The 23366-nt window shown below is 32.7% G+C and carries 22 protein-coding genes; 6 read left to right on the top strand and 16 right to left on the bottom strand.

The features are described from left to right. Window positions 1–60: 60 nt before the first annotated feature. Both KFV12_RS07165 and pepF read right to left on the bottom strand, forming a co-directional pair. The gene (locus KFV12_RS07165; protein ID WP_254256451.1) at window positions 61–768 is read right to left on the bottom strand and encodes an SDR family oxidoreductase; all 708 of its coding nucleotides are present in this window, start codon (window positions 766–768) and stop codon (window positions 61–63) included. 72 nt (window positions 769–840) lie between these two features. Next, entirely contained in the window at window positions 841–2655 is a 1815-nt protein-coding gene (gene pepF, locus KFV12_RS07160; RefSeq protein ID WP_254256450.1) for an oligoendopeptidase F, read from the bottom strand. Between the two features lie 245 nt (window positions 2656–2900). Here pepF and KFV12_RS07155 point away from each other — a divergent pair, with 245 nt between their 5' ends. Together KFV12_RS07155 and KFV12_RS07150 are read left to right on the top strand one after the other, a co-directional pair. After that, a complete protein-coding gene (locus tag KFV12_RS07155; protein ID WP_239242974.1) occupies window positions 2901–3290 on the top strand; it encodes a hypothetical protein in 390 nt (129 codons plus the stop codon). 166 nt (window positions 3291–3456) lie between these two features. Further along, window positions 3457–5061: a choice-of-anchor I family protein gene (locus KFV12_RS07150; protein ID WP_254256449.1), complete on the top strand. Its 1605-nt coding sequence runs from the start codon at window positions 3457–3459 to the stop codon at window positions 5059–5061. Window positions 5062–5290: 229 nt separating this feature from the next. Here KFV12_RS07150 and KFV12_RS07145 read toward each other — a convergent pair whose 3' ends face one another. Then, window positions 5291–6652, bottom strand: coding sequence for an aminoacyltransferase (locus KFV12_RS07145; RefSeq protein ID WP_302054707.1), 1362 nt, complete (start codon window positions 6650–6652; stop codon window positions 5291–5293). A 20-nt stretch (window positions 6653–6672) separates the two neighbouring features. After that, window positions 6673–7926, bottom strand: a complete 1254-nt coding sequence (locus tag KFV12_RS07140) for an aminoacyltransferase (protein ID WP_254256448.1) — start codon at window positions 7924–7926, stop codon at window positions 6673–6675. A gap of 307 nt (window positions 7927–8233) precedes the next feature. Between KFV12_RS07140 and KFV12_RS07135 the strand changes: the two genes are divergently transcribed. Beyond that, entirely contained in the window at window positions 8234–8902 is a 669-nt protein-coding gene (locus KFV12_RS07135) for a sigma-70 RNA polymerase sigma factor region 4 domain-containing protein (RefSeq protein ID WP_111714907.1), read from the top strand. After that, on the top strand, window positions 8896–9264 hold the full coding sequence (locus KFV12_RS07130; RefSeq protein WP_239242971.1) for a hypothetical protein: 369 nt from the start codon (window positions 8896–8898) through the stop codon (window positions 9262–9264). The genes KFV12_RS07135 and KFV12_RS07130 overlap by 7 nt, the downstream gene beginning before the upstream one ends. Before the next feature lie 34 nt (window positions 9265–9298). On the opposite strand, the gene KFV12_RS07125 is transcribed toward KFV12_RS07130, so the two are convergent. Both KFV12_RS07125 and KFV12_RS07120 read right to left on the bottom strand, forming a co-directional pair. Beyond that, window positions 9299–9955, bottom strand: coding sequence for a type 1 glutamine amidotransferase domain-containing protein (locus tag KFV12_RS07125; RefSeq protein ID WP_111714904.1), 657 nt, complete (start codon window positions 9953–9955; stop codon window positions 9299–9301). Window positions 9956–10064: 109 nt separating this feature from the next. After that, window positions 10065–11105, bottom strand: coding sequence for a M42 family metallopeptidase (locus KFV12_RS07120; protein WP_254256447.1), 1041 nt, complete (start codon window positions 11103–11105; stop codon window positions 10065–10067). Between the two features lie 191 nt (window positions 11106–11296). On the opposite strand from KFV12_RS07120, the gene KFV12_RS07115 reads away from it, so the two are divergent. Beyond that, complete coding sequence (locus KFV12_RS07115; protein WP_240837772.1) at window positions 11297–12130, top strand: DUF2785 domain-containing protein; 834 nt, start codon at window positions 11297–11299, stop codon at window positions 12128–12130. A gap of 101 nt (window positions 12131–12231) precedes the next feature. Here KFV12_RS07115 and KFV12_RS07110 read toward each other — a convergent pair whose 3' ends face one another. Continuing rightward, on the bottom strand, window positions 12232–13455 hold the full coding sequence (locus tag KFV12_RS07110) for an MDR family MFS transporter (RefSeq protein WP_254256446.1): 1224 nt from the start codon (window positions 13453–13455) through the stop codon (window positions 12232–12234). A gap of 93 nt (window positions 13456–13548) precedes the next feature. On the opposite strand from KFV12_RS07110, the gene KFV12_RS07105 reads away from it, so the two are divergent. Further along, window positions 13549–15153, top strand: a complete 1605-nt coding sequence (locus KFV12_RS07105) for an ABC transporter substrate-binding protein (protein ID WP_254256445.1) — start codon at window positions 13549–13551, stop codon at window positions 15151–15153. A 46-nt stretch (window positions 15154–15199) separates the two neighbouring features. On the opposite strand, the gene abc-f is transcribed toward KFV12_RS07105, so the two are convergent. The 9 genes from abc-f to KFV12_RS07060 form a co-directional block, all read right to left on the bottom strand. After that, entirely contained in the window at window positions 15200–16720 is a 1521-nt protein-coding gene (abc-f, locus tag KFV12_RS07100) for a ribosomal protection-like ABC-F family protein (protein ID WP_254256444.1), read from the bottom strand. 215 nt (window positions 16721–16935) lie between these two features. Further along, the gene (locus KFV12_RS07095; protein ID WP_103214550.1) at window positions 16936–17235 is read right to left on the bottom strand and encodes a DUF4298 domain-containing protein; all 300 of its coding nucleotides are present in this window, start codon (window positions 17233–17235) and stop codon (window positions 16936–16938) included. A 418-nt stretch (window positions 17236–17653) separates the two neighbouring features. Next, complete coding sequence (locus tag KFV12_RS07090; RefSeq protein WP_101140585.1) at window positions 17654–17842, bottom strand: hypothetical protein; 189 nt, start codon at window positions 17840–17842, stop codon at window positions 17654–17656. Window positions 17843–17994: 152 nt separating this feature from the next. Next, the gene (locus KFV12_RS07085) at window positions 17995–19257 is read right to left on the bottom strand and encodes a Y-family DNA polymerase (protein WP_254256443.1); all 1263 of its coding nucleotides are present in this window, start codon (window positions 19255–19257) and stop codon (window positions 17995–17997) included. Between the two features lie 135 nt (window positions 19258–19392). Next, on the bottom strand, window positions 19393–20610 hold the full coding sequence (locus KFV12_RS07080; RefSeq protein WP_254256442.1) for an ATP-binding protein: 1218 nt from the start codon (window positions 20608–20610) through the stop codon (window positions 19393–19395). Window positions 20611–20729: 119 nt separating this feature from the next. Further along, entirely contained in the window at window positions 20730–21179 is a 450-nt protein-coding gene (gene aac(6') / locus KFV12_RS07075) for an aminoglycoside 6'-N-acetyltransferase (RefSeq protein WP_111714887.1), read from the bottom strand. Beyond that, on the bottom strand, window positions 21176–21706 hold the full coding sequence (locus KFV12_RS07070) for a GNAT family N-acetyltransferase (protein ID WP_111714885.1): 531 nt from the start codon (window positions 21704–21706) through the stop codon (window positions 21176–21178). The genes aac(6') and KFV12_RS07070 overlap by 4 nt, the downstream gene beginning before the upstream one ends. 126 nt (window positions 21707–21832) lie before the next feature. Next, window positions 21833–22933 (bottom strand): DUF1648 domain-containing protein, encoded by a 1101-nt coding sequence (locus KFV12_RS07065; protein ID WP_254256441.1) that lies wholly within the window; start codon window positions 22931–22933, stop codon window positions 21833–21835. After that, entirely contained in the window at window positions 22933–23301 is a 369-nt protein-coding gene (locus tag KFV12_RS07060; RefSeq protein WP_203545446.1) for a GntR family transcriptional regulator, read from the bottom strand. Before KFV12_RS07060 ends, KFV12_RS07065 begins: the two co-directional genes overlap by 1 nt. Between the last annotated feature and the right edge of the window lie 65 nt (window positions 23302–23366).

Below are 23366 nucleotides of genomic sequence, written 5' to 3'. Positions count from 1 at the left end.
TAAGTTCATATAATCAAAACCAACATTGCCGGATACTTCAAGTATCCGGCAATGTTGGTTTTATTTATCATAATACCATCCTTGGTCATTATGATAAATCATTTGTTTAGTCATACCACCATCAACGACAAATTCCTGTCCTGTAATAAATGTTGCATTATCACTACATAAATAAAGTGCCATTTGTGTAACATCATTCGGTACTCCGACGCGACCGGCAGGATGTTGTAAGTTATTGCTGCCAGAAAATTCACTATTTGTCGTGTCGATCCATCCAGGTAATATCGCATTGACGCGTGCTTGTTCTCTTAAACTTACAGCTAAGGCATGTGTTAATGCACTGATGCCACCTTTGGCAGCGGAATAGCTTTCTGTTTGTGGTTGACTCATCAGTGCTCTTGATGATGAGATATTTACAATAGCAGCATTATCATTTAGATAGGGTAGGGATTGCTGTACAATATAAAATGGTGCAGAGACACCAACTTGTAACGCGTGGTTAAATTCTTCTATCGTACAATCATTGATGCCTTTCATAATAGGAAGTGCATTATTGATAATATAGTCAATTTTCTTATGCTCACTGATAACCTGCTGAATGAATGCATCAATTACATTTGTATCTGATATATCGCCCTGAAAATAACATCCTGGCTGGATATCAATATCGCAGACAATGGCCTTATTGTGTCTAAATGTATCTGCGATATGTTTACCGATACTATTTGCAGCACCAGTTATAATGACAACTTTACCATTAATATTCATATAAACACCTCATTATTTAATATTTAATCAAATAAACGCATAATACAGCCATTGTATTATGCGTTTGTTGTTTTATTTGTGCTGTTCAATTTCTTCAGTTAACTTTTCCAGTTCATCAATTAATGAACCGATATAAGCAATCGTTTCTTTAAGCGGAGCATCAGTAGTAAGGTCGATACCAGCCATCTTTGCAAGTTCAACTGGTGGTAATGAACCACCTCTCTTAAGTACTTCTGTCCATTCCTGTACAGCCGGTTCACCTTCATTAAGAATACGTTGAGACATAATCGTAGAGATAGTCAGTCCAGCTGAATACGTATAAGGATATAAGCCCATATAATAATGGGGTTGTCGCATCCAAGTCAGTTCAGCACCTTCAGTGATTTCTACTGCTTCTCCCCAGAAATCTTCGATCACTTTACGTTTAATACTATTTAATATATCAGCAGTCATAGATTCACCTTTATCTACTAATAGATAAACTTCACGCTGATAAGCTGCTTCTAATAAATGCGTTACAAAATTATGATAATAAGTACGTGATATAATCGAAGCGATTACCCAACGTTTAAATTTTGGATCATCGGATTCGGCCAATAAATAATTTGCCATCAGCATCTCGTTCATTGTGCTTGGTGCCTCAACAAAATATAAAGAGCAGCTTTCATCAAATATATTTGTATTTTGGTGAGCAAGATGGAAGTGACCGGCATGACCTAATTCATGTGCCAGCACAAATACTTCTGTCATCTTTGAAGTCCATGAGATTAAGATAAACGGATTCACCTGATACGGGCTTGCGCAGAATGCACCAGTTGACTTCCCTTTATTCTGTACGAAGTCAATCTGGCGTTTGTCATATGCATCATTTACCATCTGCATATAATCTTCACCCATAATCGAAAGCGCTTTTTTAATATAATCACGAGATTCTTCTACAGTAATTTCTGGTTCAAAGGTATCATCTAAAGAAACCTTTAAATCTTCAAATTTCATTTGTTCTAAACCATTAACTTTTTGCAGTAACTTTGCATATCGGCGCATATGTGGCGCTAGTTCAGTTGTGATTAAATCGATTTGACGATTATATAGTTCACGAGTAACCTCTTGTGGTTGTAATAAATAATCAATCACTGAATCATATCCACGTAGTTCAGATTCGATTTTTTCCTGTTGAACGACCATATCGTAAGTTTTTGCTGTTGTATTTTCATATTTTTTTAACGTATCAGAGAATTTTCTGAATGCATTTCTTCGAATTTCTGTATCTGCATCAACTTCCAGTTCTCCTTCAAATGAAACGTAGCTCATCGGAATCTCTTTACCATGCGCAGAAAACGTTCTGAAATCAATATCCAGCATCTTAGTCGTGTCATAAAGGTTATAAGGGGCGCTAAATACTGGTGAGAAAGATGCAAGTGTCTTTTCAACTTCTGGATGTAATTGATGCGGTTTACGCGCGATTAGCTTTTCCAGATAACGTTGATACGCTGGAGTTTCATCTTTTAATTTGTTTAAAATTTCTGTATCAAGAGCAAGAATCTCTGACTCTACGAAAGTCAGTAAGCTTGCAATCGTACCATAACTATTCACATATTTACTGTATAATTTGCCTGAAGTATCATCTGTCTGGTCAACACTAAACAATAAGGAAGCATAACTGCCTAAGTGATCCAGTTCTTTTTTAATTGCAGCATATTCATCTAAAGCAGATTCAATCTTACTAGTATCAGAAAGTGTCCCTGCGTATTCTTGATTGAATTGCTTCGTTCTTGCGATTGTTTTCTCAAGTTGCGCATAAAATGCATCATTTGAGTCAAATAATGTAGATAAATCCCAAGTTTGTTCAACTGGAACTTCATTTCTTTTCGGTAAACTCATATACATTCTCCTTTTGTCATTAAAGATTCATCCATTATAGATGTTAATATTTTTATTATACGCTTTATTATGAATTTTTAGAAATTTTTTTAACAAAAGTGTTTTTCGTAAAATATTAAGTTTTTTTCTAAAGTTCTAAAGATTTCTTTAAATGATAAGAAATTTACCGAATATTGATTTTATATTTATAATTATAGGGTATAATAAGTTTTGTATTTTCTAAAATTGATAAAGGATAAGAGAGTGATAAAATGATGACATTAAATACAATCAACTTCTATGAAATTCCGAACTTCCTATTAATCACTATTGTAGGGATGCTTGTTATCTCGTTAATCTTTGGATTAGCATTAGGTAGATTTCTTTTTGCACCGATCATTACGTTTTTATTATTAGCAATTGTGGCGTTTATACTACCTAACTTTTACGATATTACTTACCAACCTTTACTTGGATATGCAGGCTTTTTAGCGGTTATTTCATTATTGCTAAGCATTTTATTCTGGTATATGACGAAAGATTATCGCAAGAACAGAAAGTTAAAACAAAAAGCAAAATTAGAACAACGTAAATATGATGAAAATCAAAACCGTGCTGAGATGGAATCGGTAAAGCATCATGAAAACAAATTAAATCGTTAAAAGCTTAAAGAAGCGGTCAGGAAATCTCCTGACCGCTTTATTTTATATTGTAATCAAATATTTACATTTTATTAATAAATTTTATTCGTGGTTTACATCATTACATTAAAATTTAATTTGTACATATTAAATATCCTAAAGAATAAATTTTGAGGAGAATGTCATTATGAAAAGTGTAGGCAAAGTTATTAGTACTTTAGCGTTAACATCATTACTAGCAACACCTATTGCTGATGCACAATCAGTAAACAATTATGGACCAAATAGCAAGATTAAAGTTTCTCAATTAGCTCGCTATGATTCAAAGACTGAATTCGGTGAAAGCGGTACTGAAATTGTAAGTTATGATCCACAATACAAACAAGCATACTCAATTAACGGTGCATTAAATGCAGTTGATATTATAGATATGTCTAAATTATCAAAAGGGAAATTCACATTAAAGAAACGTATCTTATTAAAAGACCTTGGTATTGAAGGTAGTGATATTACAAGTGTCGCAGTGAATAAGAAATATCACTATATCGCTATCAGTATTCCTGCAAAAGAAAAAACAGACAATGGACGCGTTGCATTTTTAGATAAAGACGGTAAATTAATCAGTAAGGTTACTGTTGGGGCATTGCCAGATATGTTAACCTTCACGCACGATAGCAAGAAATTAATCGTTGCTAACGAAGGTGAACCGAATGATGCTTATACTGTTAATCCGGAAGGTTCTGTATCTTCAATTAAAGTCAATGCACTAGGTAAAGTAAAACAATCAGCAGTTAAGACAGTTAAATTCTCTAAAAAGATGATTCCAAGTAACTTACGTCATCTTGGCCGTACTGCTGAAGAAAGCTTCTTAAATCTTGAACCAGAATATGTAACGATAGATGATAAAAATGAATTTGCATATATTACGATTCAGGAGCGTAATGCGATCGCAAAGTTTGATCTTAAAAAAGATAAATTCGTAAAAGTAAGAGGACTAGGCTATAAATCATATTTAAAGCATACAATTGATGTTTCTGATAAAGATAAAAAGATTAATATGAAAAATTATCCGTTACTTGGTATGTATCAACCTGACGGTATTGCTCAAATGACGATAAAAGGTAAAACTTACTTATTAACAGCAAATGAAGGGGATTCACAGGATTACGAAGGATATAGTGAAGAAACTAGAATTGCAGATATCGCTGATCAATATGATTTAAATAGTAAATATTTAAAAGGTACAGATATTAAAGATTTAGAAGATGACAAGTATCTTGGACGTCTTAAAACAACAACTGCTCAAAGTTTTGTTAATAAAGAAGGTAAATTCATTGTTCCTGTAACATTTGGTGGACGTTCATTCTCAATTCGCAATGCGGGTAATTTAGGATTAGTGTACGATTCAGGATCAGATTTTGAATCAATTACTGCAAAAGCAAATAAAGATACATTCAATTCACATCATGAAGAACTTGGTAAAATTGAATTTGACTCAAGAAGTGACGATAAAGGTCCAGAGCCAGAATCAGTTATAACTGGCGTTATCAATGGTAAAACGTATGCATTTATTGGTTTAGAAAGAACTGGTGGAATTATGGTTTATAACGTTTCAAATCCGAAGAAACCTGTATTTGAAACATATTTCAAAGCAAATGATAATGGCGATATTTCACCGGAAGGTTTAACATTTATCGATGCGAAACATTCTCCGACAAAACAACCGGTATTACTTGCAAGTCATGAAATGAGCGGAACAATTGCTGCTTATGAATTAACGGCTTTAAAGTAAATGTAATTAATTATTTATAATTGAAACATGTATACATTAATAATGGAAAGAATAGAAGATACTACGAAATAGGTAGTATCTTTTTCTTCTGCATACAACTTCCGATAATATATATTATGTAAACTAAAATATTGAATAAAGACATCATATAATACTATATATACATTTATATTATATGATGCCTTATTTTGTACTTAAGATTAATTATTCAATTTTTATATCTTAATGATTAATTCGGCTCACTAATTTTATCCGGTCCTTTTTGTAATACAATATTTTCTGTCGTTTCTAATTCATCTTCTGACTGATTATTTTTATTTCGTTTACGTTGTTTTAATTCACTTAATTTTAATCTCGTTTTTAATGCGGCTTGATATACAGCATATTTAGGTTTATTGATTGGCTTAATAAAGTCTCCAACAAGTTCTTCAATTTGAGCGTTAAATCCACGTTTAAATCGATATACGCCGTAATCTTCACCAGATTCACTGAAATCACCAGATACACCATAGAAGTTATAGCGATCAAATCCATGTTCAAAACAATAATTGATCATATACCAGTGCATTGCATATGGTCCCATGAATTTATTATATTTCTCACTAGAACCGCCAGAGAAATAGTTCACTTCAAAATGGTTTAAGAAAAACATACCAGATGCTAAATTAAGAATATTACCATCAGTTTTACGCAATGTACTCATCTCTAATAATTCGTCTTGCATGTGATTGATTTCACGATCTAACTGTTCAATCTTCTTCATCTGCTTATCTGATTTATTTTCATTTGCCATCATCTGATCACGTTTTGATTCAGATGATGTAATATCATTCGATAATTTCTCAATATATTCATTAAGATCAATATATGCTAACGGTAATAGTACTTTATCTTCATAATATTGATGGAATCCTTCAAAATAACGATCTGGACGAGCAATAAAACCAGCGCGTTGTTCCGTTTCACGATATAGATCTAAAAATACATCTAATTCATCTTTACCAAGCAGTCGGATTTTCACGCCGTATTTTTGCGCTTTTTTCACATTACGTTTACGTTGTGAATCAAATTGTTTCATTATAGAAGCTGGTGTTTCATCTTGAAGGTATAACACACTCATCCATCTGACCTGTGTGTCCATTGTATACCCTACTGAGAAACCGGTATGTTTATAGCCAAGCGATTTTAACTGTTTAATAATCGCATCGTTTGTGCCATGTTCTTCTTTATAATTCACATCTTTATCGTACATTTTATATATCCAGTATGGATCTAGTTTCACATATAAAGCCTGATGTGTTTTTAAATATGTATCCAGCGATTTGAAGTAAAAATCAACAAGCTCTGAATTCTTATAGTTCATGACTGGACCACGGTTTGAATAATAGAAATAACTTCCGAATGTCGGTATTTTAGAAAATAGACTGGCAGCAATGACTTCGCCTTCTGCTTTAATACCTAGTAATACGACTGGATAACCGTCAGCTTCTCTATTCTTTATGTTTTCCTGCAGTTGAAAATAGTGACTCATTTCAGTTGTATTCCAAATAAAATCAGTATATTCTGCAACCGTCAACTCAGTGAATTCCATGAAAATCTTCCCTTCAAATCTTATTTTCGTATTTTCTTCATCGTTTCGTATACTTTGTAAACCGGTTTATTGATCGGCAACACAAAATCTCCGATATATTCAATAACGTCGGCATTAAATCCTTTTTTAAATTTGATTACTCCAGCGTCTTCTGCATCTTCCGTGAAATCACCACTGATACCATAGAAGTTATAACGATTAATGCCCGTTTCCATGGCATACTTTATCATATCCCATTGAATCGCATAACTACCTGCAAAATGCCTGAATTCATTTGATGTACCACCTGCAAGATAAACGACCTCAAATGGATTGATTAAATAGAATGCAGCAGCAATCGGTAAAGTATCACCATGTTTTTGCTGTAAAGCTTTTGCTTCAGCGAGTTTTTCTTTAATTGCTGTTAATTGATTTTCGCTTGTTGTCAGTACATTTTTCCATTTCTTCGCATCAGGCTTTTTCTGAAGTTCTGTTTTAGCTTTTTCGATTTGAGATTGTACATCAACTTCTTCAGCAATGAGCTCAGGTATATATGTAGAAAAATCAATATATGCGAGCGGCATTCTCACACGATCTCCGAAATATTGTAATCGATTTTTATAGAATGCATCATCTCTATCAACAAACTCTTTTTTTCCACTCGTATCATCCATAAACTGTCTGAAGATATGAAGTTCATCTATTGAGAGATCACGTACCTTTATACCGTTTTTAATCACTTTTTTGATATTACGTTTACGTAGGCTATCCATATTGTTCATTACTTCTTTTTCCGACAAACCTGCAGTATTTAGCACCGAATGCCAGCGAATTTGATGAATTGGATCGAAACCAGTCGTAAATCCTTGGTGTTTAAAGCCTAATGTTTTTAAATTTTCAAAAATATCTTGTGTATCATAGCTTTCTATCACTTTGCCATCATGATCTCTCAGTTGATATGGCACATATGGATCGATTCTAAGATGAAGTGCTTTATGACGCTTTAAATAACGTTCTAATTCCTTGAAAAAGAATGTCACAAGCGCTTTATTGTGAAAGTCCATGACCGGACCTCGATTTGAATAGAAGTATTTGAACGCTTTCATCACAGGTACAGCGGTGAAAAGACCTGCTGCAATGATATTTTCATTATCATCTGTAACGCCTACAAGATGTACTTCAGCACCTTCTGCGATTTTCAAATCATAGTTAACTGCCATCTGCGTAAAATGACTATATGTCTGTTTATCTGTAAATTCTCCGAAAGCTTCTCTTGATAAGTTTATAAATTTCATGATGATTCTCCTTATTCGAATGAACACTATTGTTCATTAATCTCATGCACCATAATAACATAAAAGCGTCTATTTAATCACTTCATAGCATTAATGATTCAACTTTAATGAAGATTTAAATGAAATTTACACTAAATTTGACTAACATAAATTTATATTAAATATATGTACATTACTTATTTTCTACTATACTTATTTTCTACCATTAACTTTATATTGTTACTTTAATTATTTCATGTATGATATAATTCGGTTATATAAACGAAATTATGATAATTCGTCTAAATAAACGAACTGGAGGTATGAAATGTTATCTTTATTCGTAATGGATGTTTCAGGAAGTACAAAATACGATAATTCTGAAGCGATTAGTAATGCATTAGTAAATTTAACCGATGAAATTGAACAGTGGACTAAGGACGTATCATTTAAGTATATTAATTTTCGTATGGGTGATGAATTGTTTTTTGTAAGCGATAGTCTGTCAGCAACCCTTTTAACAAGTTACTATATAAAGTTATTATGGCCATATAAATCACAACCGATTAAATTCGGAATTGCTGCGAGTAATGAAGAAATACCTACTGGAAACCTTGAACATTGGAATGCACCGATCATTAAACAGGCACGTCGTAATTTAACTCAAATTAAACAGTCAGATATTACAGATTTTCATTTAACGATTGAAGAACAGGATGTTACGGTTATCAACAACGTATTATATCCATATTTAACTGAAATCGTTCATAATCATTCTGAAATGCAGCAACAAGTGCTGCTGCTCTCCTATGTGTATGATCAGCAAAAAGAAATTGCGCAAATCCTTGGTAAAGGTCTATCTACCATTTCAGAACATTTAAAAAAAAGCCATAAAAAACAGTTAATGCTTATAGAAGCGGCATTAAAAAAACTCGACAACGATAATCATATTTCTTTACACGTCACGAATACTTTTAAGGAGTATGCATTATGCTGAAAATTATTTTAATTGCGATATTTATACTGTTATTTATTATGTCAGGTCCTATCATTAAATGGATTTTAACGGCGATGAGTGAAACAAAGACGAAGCAGTCAGATAACGTAGGATTAATGATTGGTTATATTGAAAGGCTACTGATCCTGATGTTTATCGCTTTTGGTGAGTATACAGCGATTGGACTTGTGATCGCCAGTAAATCGATACTTCGGTTTAATGACCTTAAAGATGATAAACCAAATAACAATTTAGAGAAGATTGATAAGACAAGTGAATATATATTACTTGGGACGATGCTAAGTTTACTGATTGGTGTTGTACTCGGATTAATTTTAAGAAATCTCTTACTTTTGAAATAAACCACATGAGGCATTACCCCATGTGGTTTATTTTTTATAATACTTTTACAAATGCTTCTGCGACTTCTACACTTGATTGAGGATTTTGGCCGGTCACGAACTTCTTATCTGTTACAACGTGTGATGTGAAATTCTCACCTACGACAAAGCGTCCACCTTGTTTTTCTAACTCTGATTGTAATGCAAATGGAACAACTTCATCTAGTTTCATCGCACTTTCCTCGTTATTCGTAAATCCAGTAAGTTTAACACCGTCTATTAAGTAGCTGCCATCTTTAAGTTTAGCACCGACAAAAGCACTTGGACCATGACAAACAGCTCCAATTGCACGACCATCTTCTTTGTAGAATGCAAGGATGTTCTGTAAATCCGGATCATTAGGTAGATCATACATCGTACCATGTCCACCCGGAATAAATACACCATCATAATTTTCAAATACAACGTCTCTCAATTTTAGAGAGTCTCCTAATTTCTTAACGACATCTGCATATGTCTTCGTCTCATCATTGGCTACAGAGTTTGGATCCAGTGGAATTGCGCCACCTTTTATAGAAGCAAAATCTACTGCGATATTATTTTTCTCAAAAATTTTATAAGGTGCTGCAGCTTCTTCTAACCATAGTCCTGTTGGTGTGCCATCACTAAACTTCTCTTGATTTGTCAGTACCATTAATACTTTTTTTGTCATAAATAAAACACGCCCTTTCTCATATAGTAACCACATTATAACGAAAAAGGACGTGTGTCTCAAAATATTCAACTTATATTTATCAGAAAATTCTAAATTTAAATTTATACTAAATTACATCACTCAATACATATTGATAAATTAACTTTTCGGTATTTTCAAGTGAAGTTTTATGTGTACGTTCCATCGCATGGCTGGATTCAATACCAGCACCGAATAGACCATGTTTAACATCATAACCAGCGCTCATTGCAGCACTCGCATCACTACCGTAATACGGATAAATATCAACTTTATAATCAATTTCGTTGTCTTTACATAGCTGAACGAGATGTTGTTTCAATTGATAATGGTAAGGACCTGAACTATCCTTTGCACATATCGATACCGTATATTCGTCAGAGGCTTGTCCATCACCTAATGCACCCATATCAACAGCAATATATTCTACAACTTGTTCCGGAACATTAGAGTTACCACCATAACCGATTTCTTCATTATTTGAAAAATAGAAATGTGTTGTATGTGGTAATTCAATATTTTCAGCTTTTAAATGACGTAACAGCTGGATAAGCATCGCCGCACTTGCTTTATCATCTAAATGACGCGATTTAATAAATCCGGATTCTGTAATTTCACACCTTGGATTGAACGTGATAAAATCTCCGACACTGATACCTAATTTTTCAGTATCTTCCTGAGACTTTACGATTTCATCTATACGAACTTCCATATGATCCTCATCACGTTTAATATCACCAGCGTTACGATAAACATGGACGCTGGTCTCATGCAGACAGATTGTTCCCGTATACACTTTATCATTTGTATGAATTTCACAGTATTCACCTTCAACAGCATTCCATCTGAAACCACCAACCATTGATAAACGTAAACGTCCACTCGGTAGAATCTCTTTAACCATTGCACCTAAAGTATCAACATGTGCCGTTAAGTATTTATGACGTGTATCATCTTTACCGGGCACAGTAATCAATACCCCACCCTTATTCGTTTGTTGTACTTCGTAACCTACTGAAGATAACGTTTCTGTCACATATTCAATCGCTTTAAATGCAAAACCTGAAGGACCTGGAATATTTACTAAACGCTCAATCTCTTGCATCGTGCTATTTACATCTGGATACATTTTCATTCTCCTTTTCAAATTTACTGATAATTTAATCTTATCTGATAATGAAGGGGAGTACAATGGTTGATAAGAAAAATACAAAAACTTTCAGTTAACTGGAAGTTTCCTTTCGTATTTATTTTTATACATATTCATATATAATAGTATTAATAGAAATTACCAGAAAATTTTAAAAAATGAGGTAAAGTATGATTAAGATATCAAATGAGGATAATCAATATAATTTTGAAAGCTTGTCACAGCAAGAAAAAGAAAATTTATTCGAATCAATGTTAGAAAATATTGGAACAACTGATGGATATTTAAGAGACAATATTTATTTAATGAGACTTGTAGAAATGCTGGAGAGTGAACCATTTACCAATGAAAAACTTATTGCTTATACTGAAATATGTTTAGAGCAAATCAAATATGGTTTAGGTGAGATTAATTCTGATTCTGTATTCAAAAGAAGCTTTAGTGCACTCGTGTTATACTATTTAGCTGTTATAAATCAGCAACGTAACTTTCTGTCTAATGATTTAAAGCAACAAATAATTCACGAGAGTATATATATATTTAAGAATGAACAAGATATTAGAGGATACGTCGAAGGTAAAGGATGGGCTCATAGTATTGCGCATTACTCAGATTTAATTGCAGGTTTAGTAACAAGTGATTTCTACGACTCAAAATATAATGATGAAATATTAGATGTTCTGAATATCAATCTTCAAAAATTAAATGTTGATAAATCGTGTTATATTGATGATGAAGAAGAACGAATGCTATTTATTGTATTTGCGATGCTTGATCAACAACGTATTTCTGAAGAAGCATATATTAACTGGTTGAATAATAGTAATAAACTAATGTTAAATCAAACTTCAAAGAATCTAGAAGGATTCAGAATAAGAACTAATTATAAACATTTCTATCAAAGTATGTACTTCAGAGCTAAAGGAATGGGTAAATATAAAAAGCTGGTGAAACAATTAGAGGTAATGATTAATGACTTATTTGTAGAAATGTTTGTGAAATAAAGAGTGAGTTATAGTGTGAACCAAACAAGGACACTGATAGAAACTTATCAGTGTCCTTTATTCTCTCATGTTATATAAAAATTGTTATTTAAATGAAAAATTTATTTTGTGTCCCTTTTATCACTTCTATACAAGCTGTTCATCATAAGTACTGATCCAATAATTACGATCACAAACACAACTACACTCATTGTATATGGGTTTAAATATGTACCAAGGATCAAAGATCCATTTGATAATAGCTGTGCACCACTGAATGTGAATGAACTGAATGTATTATAGGTACCTCGTTTTTCTTTTGGTATTAGTGTCAGCATTTCAGCACTTTTAATCGGTGCAAATATCATTTCGCCAAATGTAGCAATAAGCACAGCTATGATAATCAGCCACCACATATTTGCAGAAGTAAGTACTGCATATCCTATTGCATACATCAATAGTCCAAATCCTAGAATTCTACTTACTTTAAACTTCTCTAACCACTTACCAACTAATAAAGAAAATGTAATAACGGTAATTGTATTAACGAGGTTAATGATTGTAAACATTCTAACACCGGTAATTTCAAAGCCGAACAAGTAAATGGTGTCAAAGTTTTTATGTAATCTAACAGCAACGTAAGTACTTGTCATGAGCTCCACAGTTGCAATAAACATCGTACCGATTACCATTAATACGAATCGTTTATCTTTAACGACAGTCTGATATGCAATGAACAAATCTACAAATACATTTTTATGTTCTTTTTTACGGATAAAGCTGTTTGTTTCTTCAATATATTTCATATATAAGAAACTTAATAACAGTGCCACCATCGCTGAAGCAAAGAATAACCAGCTTTTATGTTCGTTATAGAATAGCCCACCGAGAAGTGCGCCTATTGCCAGTGATAAATTGATTAGCCAGTAATCCATCCGATATAATAATTTCTTATTTTCATCTGTTGCTGAATCCTGAACTAGTGCACTCATAGAAGGTCTGCGAAATGCACTGAATATCGTAAAGAGTATAAATGTCATCATAAATAGATAAATCCATGAGTTGACAACAGTGAGCCACATAAATATTAGCGATAATGCTTCAGTAAATGAACCAAATATCAGCATCTTTTTCCTCGGGAATTGGTCGACTAAGTAACCTCCCCAAATATTACTGATAAACTGGACAAAGACGATTGATGCTAAAAACAATCCAGCGAATCTTGCATTCAGCTGATCAGTTAAATATAGTGCAATAAATGGTAGTGTCGCACTATAAGTACAGCGATTGACAAATGAACCCCACAATCTGAGTTGTATATTGATTGGTAAGTCACGAACTTTCATTTTCATTCCCCCTAACTTTCTACATATGTTAAAGTAGACTAAATGATTTAAAAATGGACAATATTTTATTTGAGTCCACTTTTAGGAGGAGCTATGGAGCATTTATTACTGTCATTCTATAATTTGAAGATTACAGCATTTCATCAATCATCTGTCAGTGAACAGTTAAAGGTGAGCCAGAAGCATTTATCCAGAAGTTTAAAAAGGTGGCAGGATAGTGGTTATCTCACTTTTAAGAGTGCACGTGGTCGCGGGAATCAATCAACGGTTCAATGGTTCGTGGATATCGATACATTATATTTCAATAAGGTGAATGCAATGCTAACACCATATCAATTATCAGATGCTATTCAATATTTAACATGGGACTGGTCTGTTCATCATAAACAGATGCTGATTACGAAAGCGAATCAATTACTCGGGGTATCTACAGTTGATATAGACAGATTAGTTGTTAAGAAGCGCTACGCCCCACTCTATTCTCATCCTTTAGAAGTGGTCGATATCAATAGCGCCAATATATTGAGTAATGTTTACGACACGTTAGTCGCTTATGATAAACATTCGGATCAGTATCATTTTAAGATAGCACAGCATATCGATTTTTATGATGATTATGCAGTGATATATTTACGGAAGAATATTTACTTTCATGATGGTACTCAAGTGACTGCTGAAGATATTAAACGATGTCTGAGTCATGCGATAGCGTATCAGGAGACGAAAGTGTTATTAAGTTCAATTGTTTCAATTGAAGTGCTTAATAAACTTACAGTTAAAGTATATTATCACGATTTTCCATATTTCAAAGATGTATTATGTAAGTTAAATCTTGCAATCTATAAGCAGGATAAGCAGCAAATTATTGGTACAGGACCATTTTATATCGCAATGAATAATGAATTTCAAACGACTTTAAAATCTTTTAATCAGTATTATGGCTATCAATCATATCTTGATGAAGTTGAATTAATTTATATACCGAAGCTTAAAGAAACTAACTTTACGTTAAGTGATAGTGATACGTTCCAGCATATCGAAGTAACAGATGGTTTTTATTATGTGCTATCACTCGCTCAAAATAAGTTATCTGATCTTCAGAAAGCAACTGTGCATTACTTATTTCAGCAGTCCGTTCATCATGTTAAAGATATACACACAAGTAAAGAAACCTCTTATATTCTGAAAGATCAGCCACTTTCACTTAAATCATTAAATAAATTAGAAGATCATTTCTCTATTACCATTGTCTATCCGAGCTATATCGAAAAAAAGATGCTCCAGTATAAAAGATATTTAAAGCGATACAATATAGAAGCGGTATTAAAACCTATCGATATTATGACTTCTTTTAAAAGTGAAATAACAATTGAGGGGGATATCTATATCCATGGTATGTTCTTTAGTGAAGCGGAAACCTTTGAATATTTTACACTGCTCTATCAAAATAAAACGATGCATCGCCATTTATCACAACAATTTCCTTTGTTGAGCGATTATTATGCTACATATATCACAACAGATACTCGTGAGTGGAATGAACTGAATCATGCGATTAATCAGTCGTTATTTGAATCACATACACTCTACCCTATCTTCAACATTACTCAGGAAGTTAAAGTACCAAATAGCATACATAATGCAAAAGTGACTACTGCTGGATTCTATAACTTTTCAGAGCTTGTGATTAAACGATAAAAAAACTTTCAGGTCTCCTGAAAGTTTTTGGTTTTATGAATTTTGATTACTTTTTAAGATTTTCTATTTTCTTTTTAAGTTTGATAACATCCTGTATATTTACGTCAGGATCAATTATCATTTGTTCTAATTTATATTCTAATAGTTGTAAATTACTATTGTCAGGGGTTTGATAGTTTTTCTGTTTTGTGTCATCTAATAATTGTTGTTGTTTTATGACAAATTTATTCTTTGTCGTATTATTTATGAATTGCTCATCGTGAGATACAATCAGAAAACTACCAGGATAATCTTTTAAGAAATGCTCTAATGCTTGCAATGTAGAAACATCCAGAAAATTTGTCGGTTCATCCAAGATTAACAGATCATAATCACCGAGTATTAACTTTATGATTTGTAGTCTGACACGTTCTCCGCCAGATAAAGAATTAACAATTTGATTCAATCTCGAATAATCAAATCCTAATGCAGCAAGTACATTTCTAATAAGCATATCGTCCTGTACTGATGTATTTCGTACATTCTCAAATATACTTTTCTGTTCATCTAACGTCGTTAAATTTTGCGCAAAATAGCCTATTTTTAAATTGGGTTTATAGTAGCCATTTAATTGCTTTTCAATTAACCGTCTAATAAAAGTTGTCTTACCACTCCCATTAGGTCCTGTTATTGCAATTTTATCCCCTTGAACTAGCTTGAAGATGCCCGATTGAAATAATAGATGATTTTCAATGCTAACGGTAAAAGTATCTAAATGAATTAACGTAGCACCTGTATGTTTTAATTTACCTATTGCTTTAATTTTAAATTGTTTGTCACTCAGAGGCTTTTCTACTTTTTCTATTTGTTCCATTCGTTTTTGCAGCACTTTACTTGATTTAGCGATTGCTTTTTCCTGACTGTCATAAGCACCCATTCTTGAGTTGACTTTATAGTCGGAAATACTAATATTCTTCTTTCTTTTTTTAAAGTTTGAGGCATGTTTATTTCTTTCAATTGATTCTTGCTGGAGTTGATTAATTTTCTTTTGATACTGTTCATATTCTTTTACTTGTTGTTCATATTGTTTCTTTTTTTGTTCATCGTAATCATCATAGTTACCGGTATATATATTAAGTTTTCTCTCATCTATTTCTAATATTTTTTGTACTGTTTGATTGAGCAATGATCTATCGTGACTCACGATTACCATTGTCCCTTGAAATTGATTGATTTGATTGATGAGCCAATTGATATTGTTCATATCTAAATTAGTGGATGGCTCATCAAGTAACAATAAAGCATTATTGCTGTTAAAAGCATCAAGTAAGTAACTTTTCGTCTGTTCTCCGCCGGACTGGCTCGTTATTTCTTTTAATTGCGGCACATATTTTGTTTGAAACGGATTAGTTATTATACCTGAATATGAAGTATCTATTTGGGCAATCATTTTAAGTAAAGTTGATTTTCCACAACCATTTTTACCGATTAAGCCAATCTTATCTCCTTGGTTAATCTTTAATTGGTCTATTTTGAATAAAGTAGTATCTTTAACTTGTTTATTAATATTATGAAATTGTAGCATCATGTCATTCTTCCTTTCATCTTTTAATATATGAAAGTCCAAATGATGATATTAAAAAAGGACATAGTAATCCTGTCATCACAAATTATCATATTGTATTCAATATCATCATTTGGATTTATAGAATTACCATGACCTTTTACCTCGTTATCTTAGATTGATGTAATTATACCATATTTGTATTTGGTTGCTACAAAACAAATACAAATAGATTTATATTAATGCGTCTTCAATTGCTGTGTCGCAATTTCCAGCATTCTTATATTTAAAGCATATTGTTCAGCAATTAAGTTATATACGCCGTCTTCAGATAATACACCAGTTGGGATATCCTGATACGTATCAGATTCATTTGATAGATCTACATCACGCATATACTCTTCACTACCATAATAGTCTTTTAAGGCATTATAATCTGTGCTATTTGCTTCCAATTGATCTAATAACGCATTCATCTTTTCTACAATTTCACTTGTTTCATTTAAGACTTTCTCATAACGGATTACATCTTCTTTCATTGTATTCACCTCATATTGATAGATATATTAACAATTTATGTCTATTATACGTTTGATGGATGAATAATTCCAGAGAGACGGTAATAGTTTGCTAAATATTTTTAAAGCAAGTTTACGTTATTAAATATAATCAGTATTAACTTATTTAAAGTGGATTGTAATGAAAATAAATACTCTTCATACTGTTTTTGATTGTTCATTTTATTTTTTTCTAGGTTATACATTGATTGTTCACTATAAATAGCATCCATTTATACAACTAGTGCACCTCAAAAGTTAGATTTTAAGTCTGATTTTTGAGGTGCACTTAATTAAATTTTTTTCTTTTTTCTATAGCAATATTAATCCATTCTTTGAACGCTTTACAAGCATCAATGGTTGACAGCTTTCAATTCTTTCTAAATCTAATTTAGCTTGTCTAATAGTGTAATGCATACTCTTTTTCTTTCATACGTTTCAATTGTTCTTTTTTACCATCGATACGTTTAGCATCATAGTTTCTTTGTCCAATATCAAAGTTTTTATCTACTTCTTTCATAGCTAATATAACTTTTTCTCTTTTATCTAGTGCATTTTTTGTAAGTTCACTATATTTAACTAATTTCATATACATCATCCTTTCTGTATACTATGTATAAATATTGTACATTCAATATAGTAAAATATAAACTTAACAAATTTCATAAAATATCTATACTATATATTTTATAGATTTGATATAACCTTTTATCATGCTATTTTAGATAGTTATAATTACTACTATGCCTTATGACCAGCGATAAGACCATTGCGCTTCATCGCCGTGCCTTGCTCTGTATACGATACTGCACGCAAGACGCTATTCTTCCCAAAACGTATCTTTAGCTGGTCTACCGTCTTTTCCAGTCTCTCTTGTTTCTCACGTTCAAACTCATCAACAAAGAGCGATAACTGACGATCTTCCTCACGAATAAAGTTCGTAAGTGAAATATTTACTGTACGATACATACGCTTCTTATCACATAACTGCATCATAAATCCCCACACAACCTGAAAGATATCAGCGGTTAAATTCGTCCCTTCAGATAATGTGTAACTTTTATTTACTTTCCCTTCATCACTATAACCAATAGTAAAAGAAATCGTACGTGCAATCATATTGTCGGCACGTAGTCTGAATGTTACTTCTTCAACATGTTCTAACACGACAGCACGTAGTTCATCGAAACGGTAATCACGCATTAAAATCTGACTTTTATTAATAGAGGGTTTATAAATATGATGTTTCTCTCGAATTAAACTTGAATCGATTCCATTCGCATGTAAATGCAGATCCACTCCGATAATACCGAAATCGCGCTTTAAATAATGATGCGGATAATTAGCAAGCTGCCCAATCGTAAATATTCCCTTTTGATTGAGTTTCTTCTCGGTACGACGATTAATTCCCCAGAACTTACTTAACGGCTCAATCGACCACATCTTTGCCGGTACATCTTCGTAATGCCACTCAGCAATACCATCCGGTTGTTTCTTTGCCTCCATATCCAGTGCAATCTTGCTGAGTAAGACATTATCCCCTATTCCCACGGCACATTGAATTTGCGTCTTATCATAAATCTCCTGTTTAATCTTTAAGGCAAGCGCATACGGACTTTCTGCGTATAGGTTATAACTCTTTGTAACATCCATAAAAAATTCATCGATACTATATTGATGGTAATCCTCCGGTGCAACATACTGCAGTGAAATCTCAGCAATTTGACTGGCAACTTTCAGGTAAGTGTTCATCGATGGATTGATAATATAGATATCAGAACGATGAGGTATTTCAAATAAACGTGAACCGGTCTTTATCCCCATTGCTTTTAGAGGTGGTGTAGCAGCAAGCACAACAGACCCCTGTCGTTTCGTATCAGCGACAACAGCGAGCTTTGTTGTCATAGGATCAAGTCCTTTCATGATGCAAGAAACACTCGCAAAGAAACTCTTCTGGTCAATACAGAGTACATTCCTTTTCTCGCACAGACTGTAATCATACATATTAAGCACCCTCTTATAATCTTTGATGATATATTTATCATACCAGAACATACGTTCTATTTCAATAAAAATAGAACGTATGTTCTTGTTTTGTATAAATAAAAAAGTAGCCTTTATAGACTACTTTGGACAGGGTTAAATGGCGCAAATAGGATAAGTAATCGTATCATAAGCTAAATAACTTTTTTGTTGAACAAAGCTTAAAATCATTCGATTACCAATTGAAAAGCCTTCAGCTTTCTCTAAAACAGCCATATTTTTGGCCATTTTTAATGTTGGCATCGATGTTTTTTTTATTTCAACTGGATACAAAACACCATCTTCTTCAATAATGACATCAATCTCTTTCATATCTCTATCACGATAGAACATTATAGGTACATTAGTTATACCTGCATTATTAAAAGACTTAATGATCTCAGAAATCACGAATGTCTCAAGAATTTCTCCACTCATTGCACCATTCATTAGTGTTTCTGGTGTTTTCCATTTCAGTAGATAACAAACAAGCCCTGTATCTTTAAAATATAACATCGGTGTTTTAATAACACGGGTCAATCTATTATTAGAAAAAGGTTGTAAAAGATATATAATACCTGATGTTTCAAGTACACTAATCCAACTTTTGATTGTCTTAATATCAACACCAATTTCATTTGCAATCGTGTTGTAATTCAACATTTGAGCAGTACGTGCAGCTAATGCCGTTAAAAATTGAGAAAATAGATTTAAATCTTTAACATTAAGCAAATCACGGACATCTCGTTCAATATATGTTTTTACATAAGAAGCATAATACATGTCCCAATCGAGATTTTCGTTCTTATACAGTTCAGGTAAACTTCCCCGCTGAATGATACGCCACATCTCACTTAATTCAACATATTTTCTTTTTGCAGCAATAAAATCTTTATTTGGAATAAATGGTGATAACATATCATCACCAACAATTTCACGTGTAGACAGACCATTCATTTCAATAATACCAACGCGACCTGCTAAGGACTCAGAAATATTACGCATTAAACTAAATCCTTGAGAACCTGTTAAAATATATTGTCCATAATCATCGTTTTGATCAACGAGTCTTTTAATTTCTATAAATAATTCAGGTGCATATTGCACTTCATCAATGATTAATTTCCCAGGATGATTCATAAAAAAAAGCTTTGGATCTTCTTTCGCAAGATTCAATTCGAATAAATCATCTAAAGTGACATATTCGTAATCATCACCAAATAAATGCTTCAATACAGTAGATTTACCGACCTGTCGTGGTCCAGTAATTAAAGCAACTTTAAAATTTTGTTGAACTTTTAGCAATGTATCTTCAATTGTTCTATGGATATACATTAAGCCACCTCCGGCAAATATGGAATACAAATCCATATTAGCCGAAAAAAACATAAAAATCAATCAAAAAAGTTCGGCAAATATGGAATACAACTCTATATTTGCCGGAATAAATGTGATTAACATTTAAATCTTTCTATTTTCTTTTTAAAACACACGATTCTATTAGTTTCTTCAAACCCTAATTTTTCGTGCATTAAAATACTATCTATATTTGTTAACTCACAATCGCTCGCAAATTCAGTACAGCCCTTATCTTTGGCAAAATGCTCACATGCTTCAATAAGTTCTCTTGCGATACCTTGATTTCTATAATCAGGAGAGACATAAATACCTTCAAGAAAACCTACCGGACTTGAATCTGTCCCTTCAACATAATCAACACGCAAACTGACATGCGCAAAACCTACATCCAGATGATTGTCATGATACAGAAATACACGTTGATTATCATGATGGATTAAAGACTTAAATTCATCTATTAAATCTTCATATATATTGTCCGGCCATAGTCTTAAAGCAAGGTTGGTGACGGTATCTAACTTTTCTAACGTCAAAGGTTGAATCATACAGACGCCTCCTTGATATCCACAATCCAAACAGCATAATGATCTCCTACATCCCAGTAATCTTTAAAGAAATACGTAGGTTGACCAAATTTACGCGTCCATGTGGCCATTGATTTCTTATAACCACAGTCAAAACAGTACGAATCGACACCCTGCTCTTTAATAAACTGTGTTAAAAGCGTGATAAGCTGACTACCTATTCCTCTACTCTGATAATCAGGGTGTATGTATAATGTCCCCATCTCTTTTAATCCATCAACTTTATCTCCGACAAGCTCCGTGATCATTTGATTAGGTGTATAGAACCCAATGATTCCAACAACAACATCGCCATCCTTAGCGACGATAAACATATCATCTGAACCATTAAAATAACGATTGATATAGGTCATCTTTTTATTAATTTCGTTAATAAGGTCTTCATCATCATCAACGCCATTGTTTAAAAATGTATGTGAAATAACATGTTTAAAGTAGTCTTTTAATTGATTAACGTCTTTGTATTGTAATTGTTCATATGAAATCATAAGCTTCTCTCCTAATGATTTGATTGTTATCTTTATAATAATAGAAAACAGAATAAATAAAAAATGAAGTTAGCTTCAAATCTACTAAAATATCCGTAAAAATGAAGTTAACTTCATATTAAAACATTATGAGAAAATTGTAATTACAATTAGTATAGCAATCGGTAATCCAAGTAAAATAAACGCTATAAACCAAGACATCGGTCTTGCCATATTTAATGTCATCCCCATTTCTGAAAGCTTAGGTACCCAGACATTCAGATCATTAGGATTATAGTAGAATAGTCCGAAAATATAATGATTCTCATTGTAATATGGCGCTTTATCTGAAGTGGCTATGGCTTGACGATACTTCTTGCTTTCCGAAATTTGTAAATAGATACACGCCACTGTAATTAAAAGCAGCATTCCAATCAGCATCATCATGATACCATTCGGCAAATAATTATCATTATACACTGCAGGTCGAATAAAGATTAATATAAATAATAAGGTCATCGTAAATGAAATAAGGTGAATCATCATACTGTTAATCAGCTTAGAATTTTTTATAAAATTGATAGAAGCATCTTTTACAGCAGGATTTACAGTTGTATTGAAAAAGCTTGTCCCCTTTGAACTTGCCCAAAGTGATAATAATATGGCTAATCCAAGTAATCCTGGTGAAAACACGCTAAAGAAATTCTTTTGACTGAAATCATCAGCTACACCCTTAAAATTCCAATGTGTAGCGATCGTTTCAGGTATCTTATCATAATTTAATGCAACAAATATAAATGCAACAATAAATGCGATTAACTGCATTATAAATAGAACATTCGGAAGTGATGTACTTTCTGTCATTAAACGTGTATCTGTCGCTTTCACTACTTTAATATCTTTCATCCACTCTTCGCTTAACTTTACAGCTTTCAAATGATCATGAGCACTTTTATAGATAATAATTGCACCGATAATAAGAACGTGAAGCAATACAACAAAGCTTAATAAAGCTGCAGAATGACTGGCAAATAAATAAATTACTATAAATAATAGTGCTACAGCAATGGCTAACATTAAAATTTGCTTTCTGTATTGTGCCTTTACCGTCTCAATTGCACCATTATCTGTTTCACTCTCAGGCACAAAGACACTAAATATTATATTACGACGAACGAAACGACCATTCAATAAGAACAATAAGCCGGTTAAAAATAATATGCCACTAAGTAATAAACCTTCCATCATTAACCCTCTCCCTCTTTAATTAATCTCAGTAAATCAGCTACATCCAGTTGTTTGCACTTCGCTTCATCAATAATCGGTTTCAAACGACTCATTAAATCTTCCCGTTCAACTTTTGTCGCAGCCTTTAAAGCATCAGGATGAATTATCGCTCCGGACTTCGGCTGCACAAGAATCAATTGTTTCTCCTCCAGATAATGATAGGCTTTGTTCACTGTGTGCATATTAATCTGAAGACTCTTCGCAAATGCACGACCAGAAGGTAATGGATCATAAGGTACGACATTCCCTTCTGCAATATGATGAATCATTTGATTGGCAAGTTGTAAATAAACCGGTACACTACTCGTTTCATCAATCTCTATATACATTAAACCACCTCTCTGTTATACAAAGTATAGAACAGATTTAAAGGCAAAAATAAAACCAATCTGTT

This window comes from Macrococcus epidermidis, from assembly GCF_024205965.1.
GTDB classification, from domain to species: domain Bacteria; phylum Bacillota; class Bacilli; order Staphylococcales; family Staphylococcaceae; genus Macrococcoides; species Macrococcoides epidermidis.
Note: the sequence above shows the minus strand (reverse complement) of the source record. Positions and strands in the feature narration are given on the sequence as shown.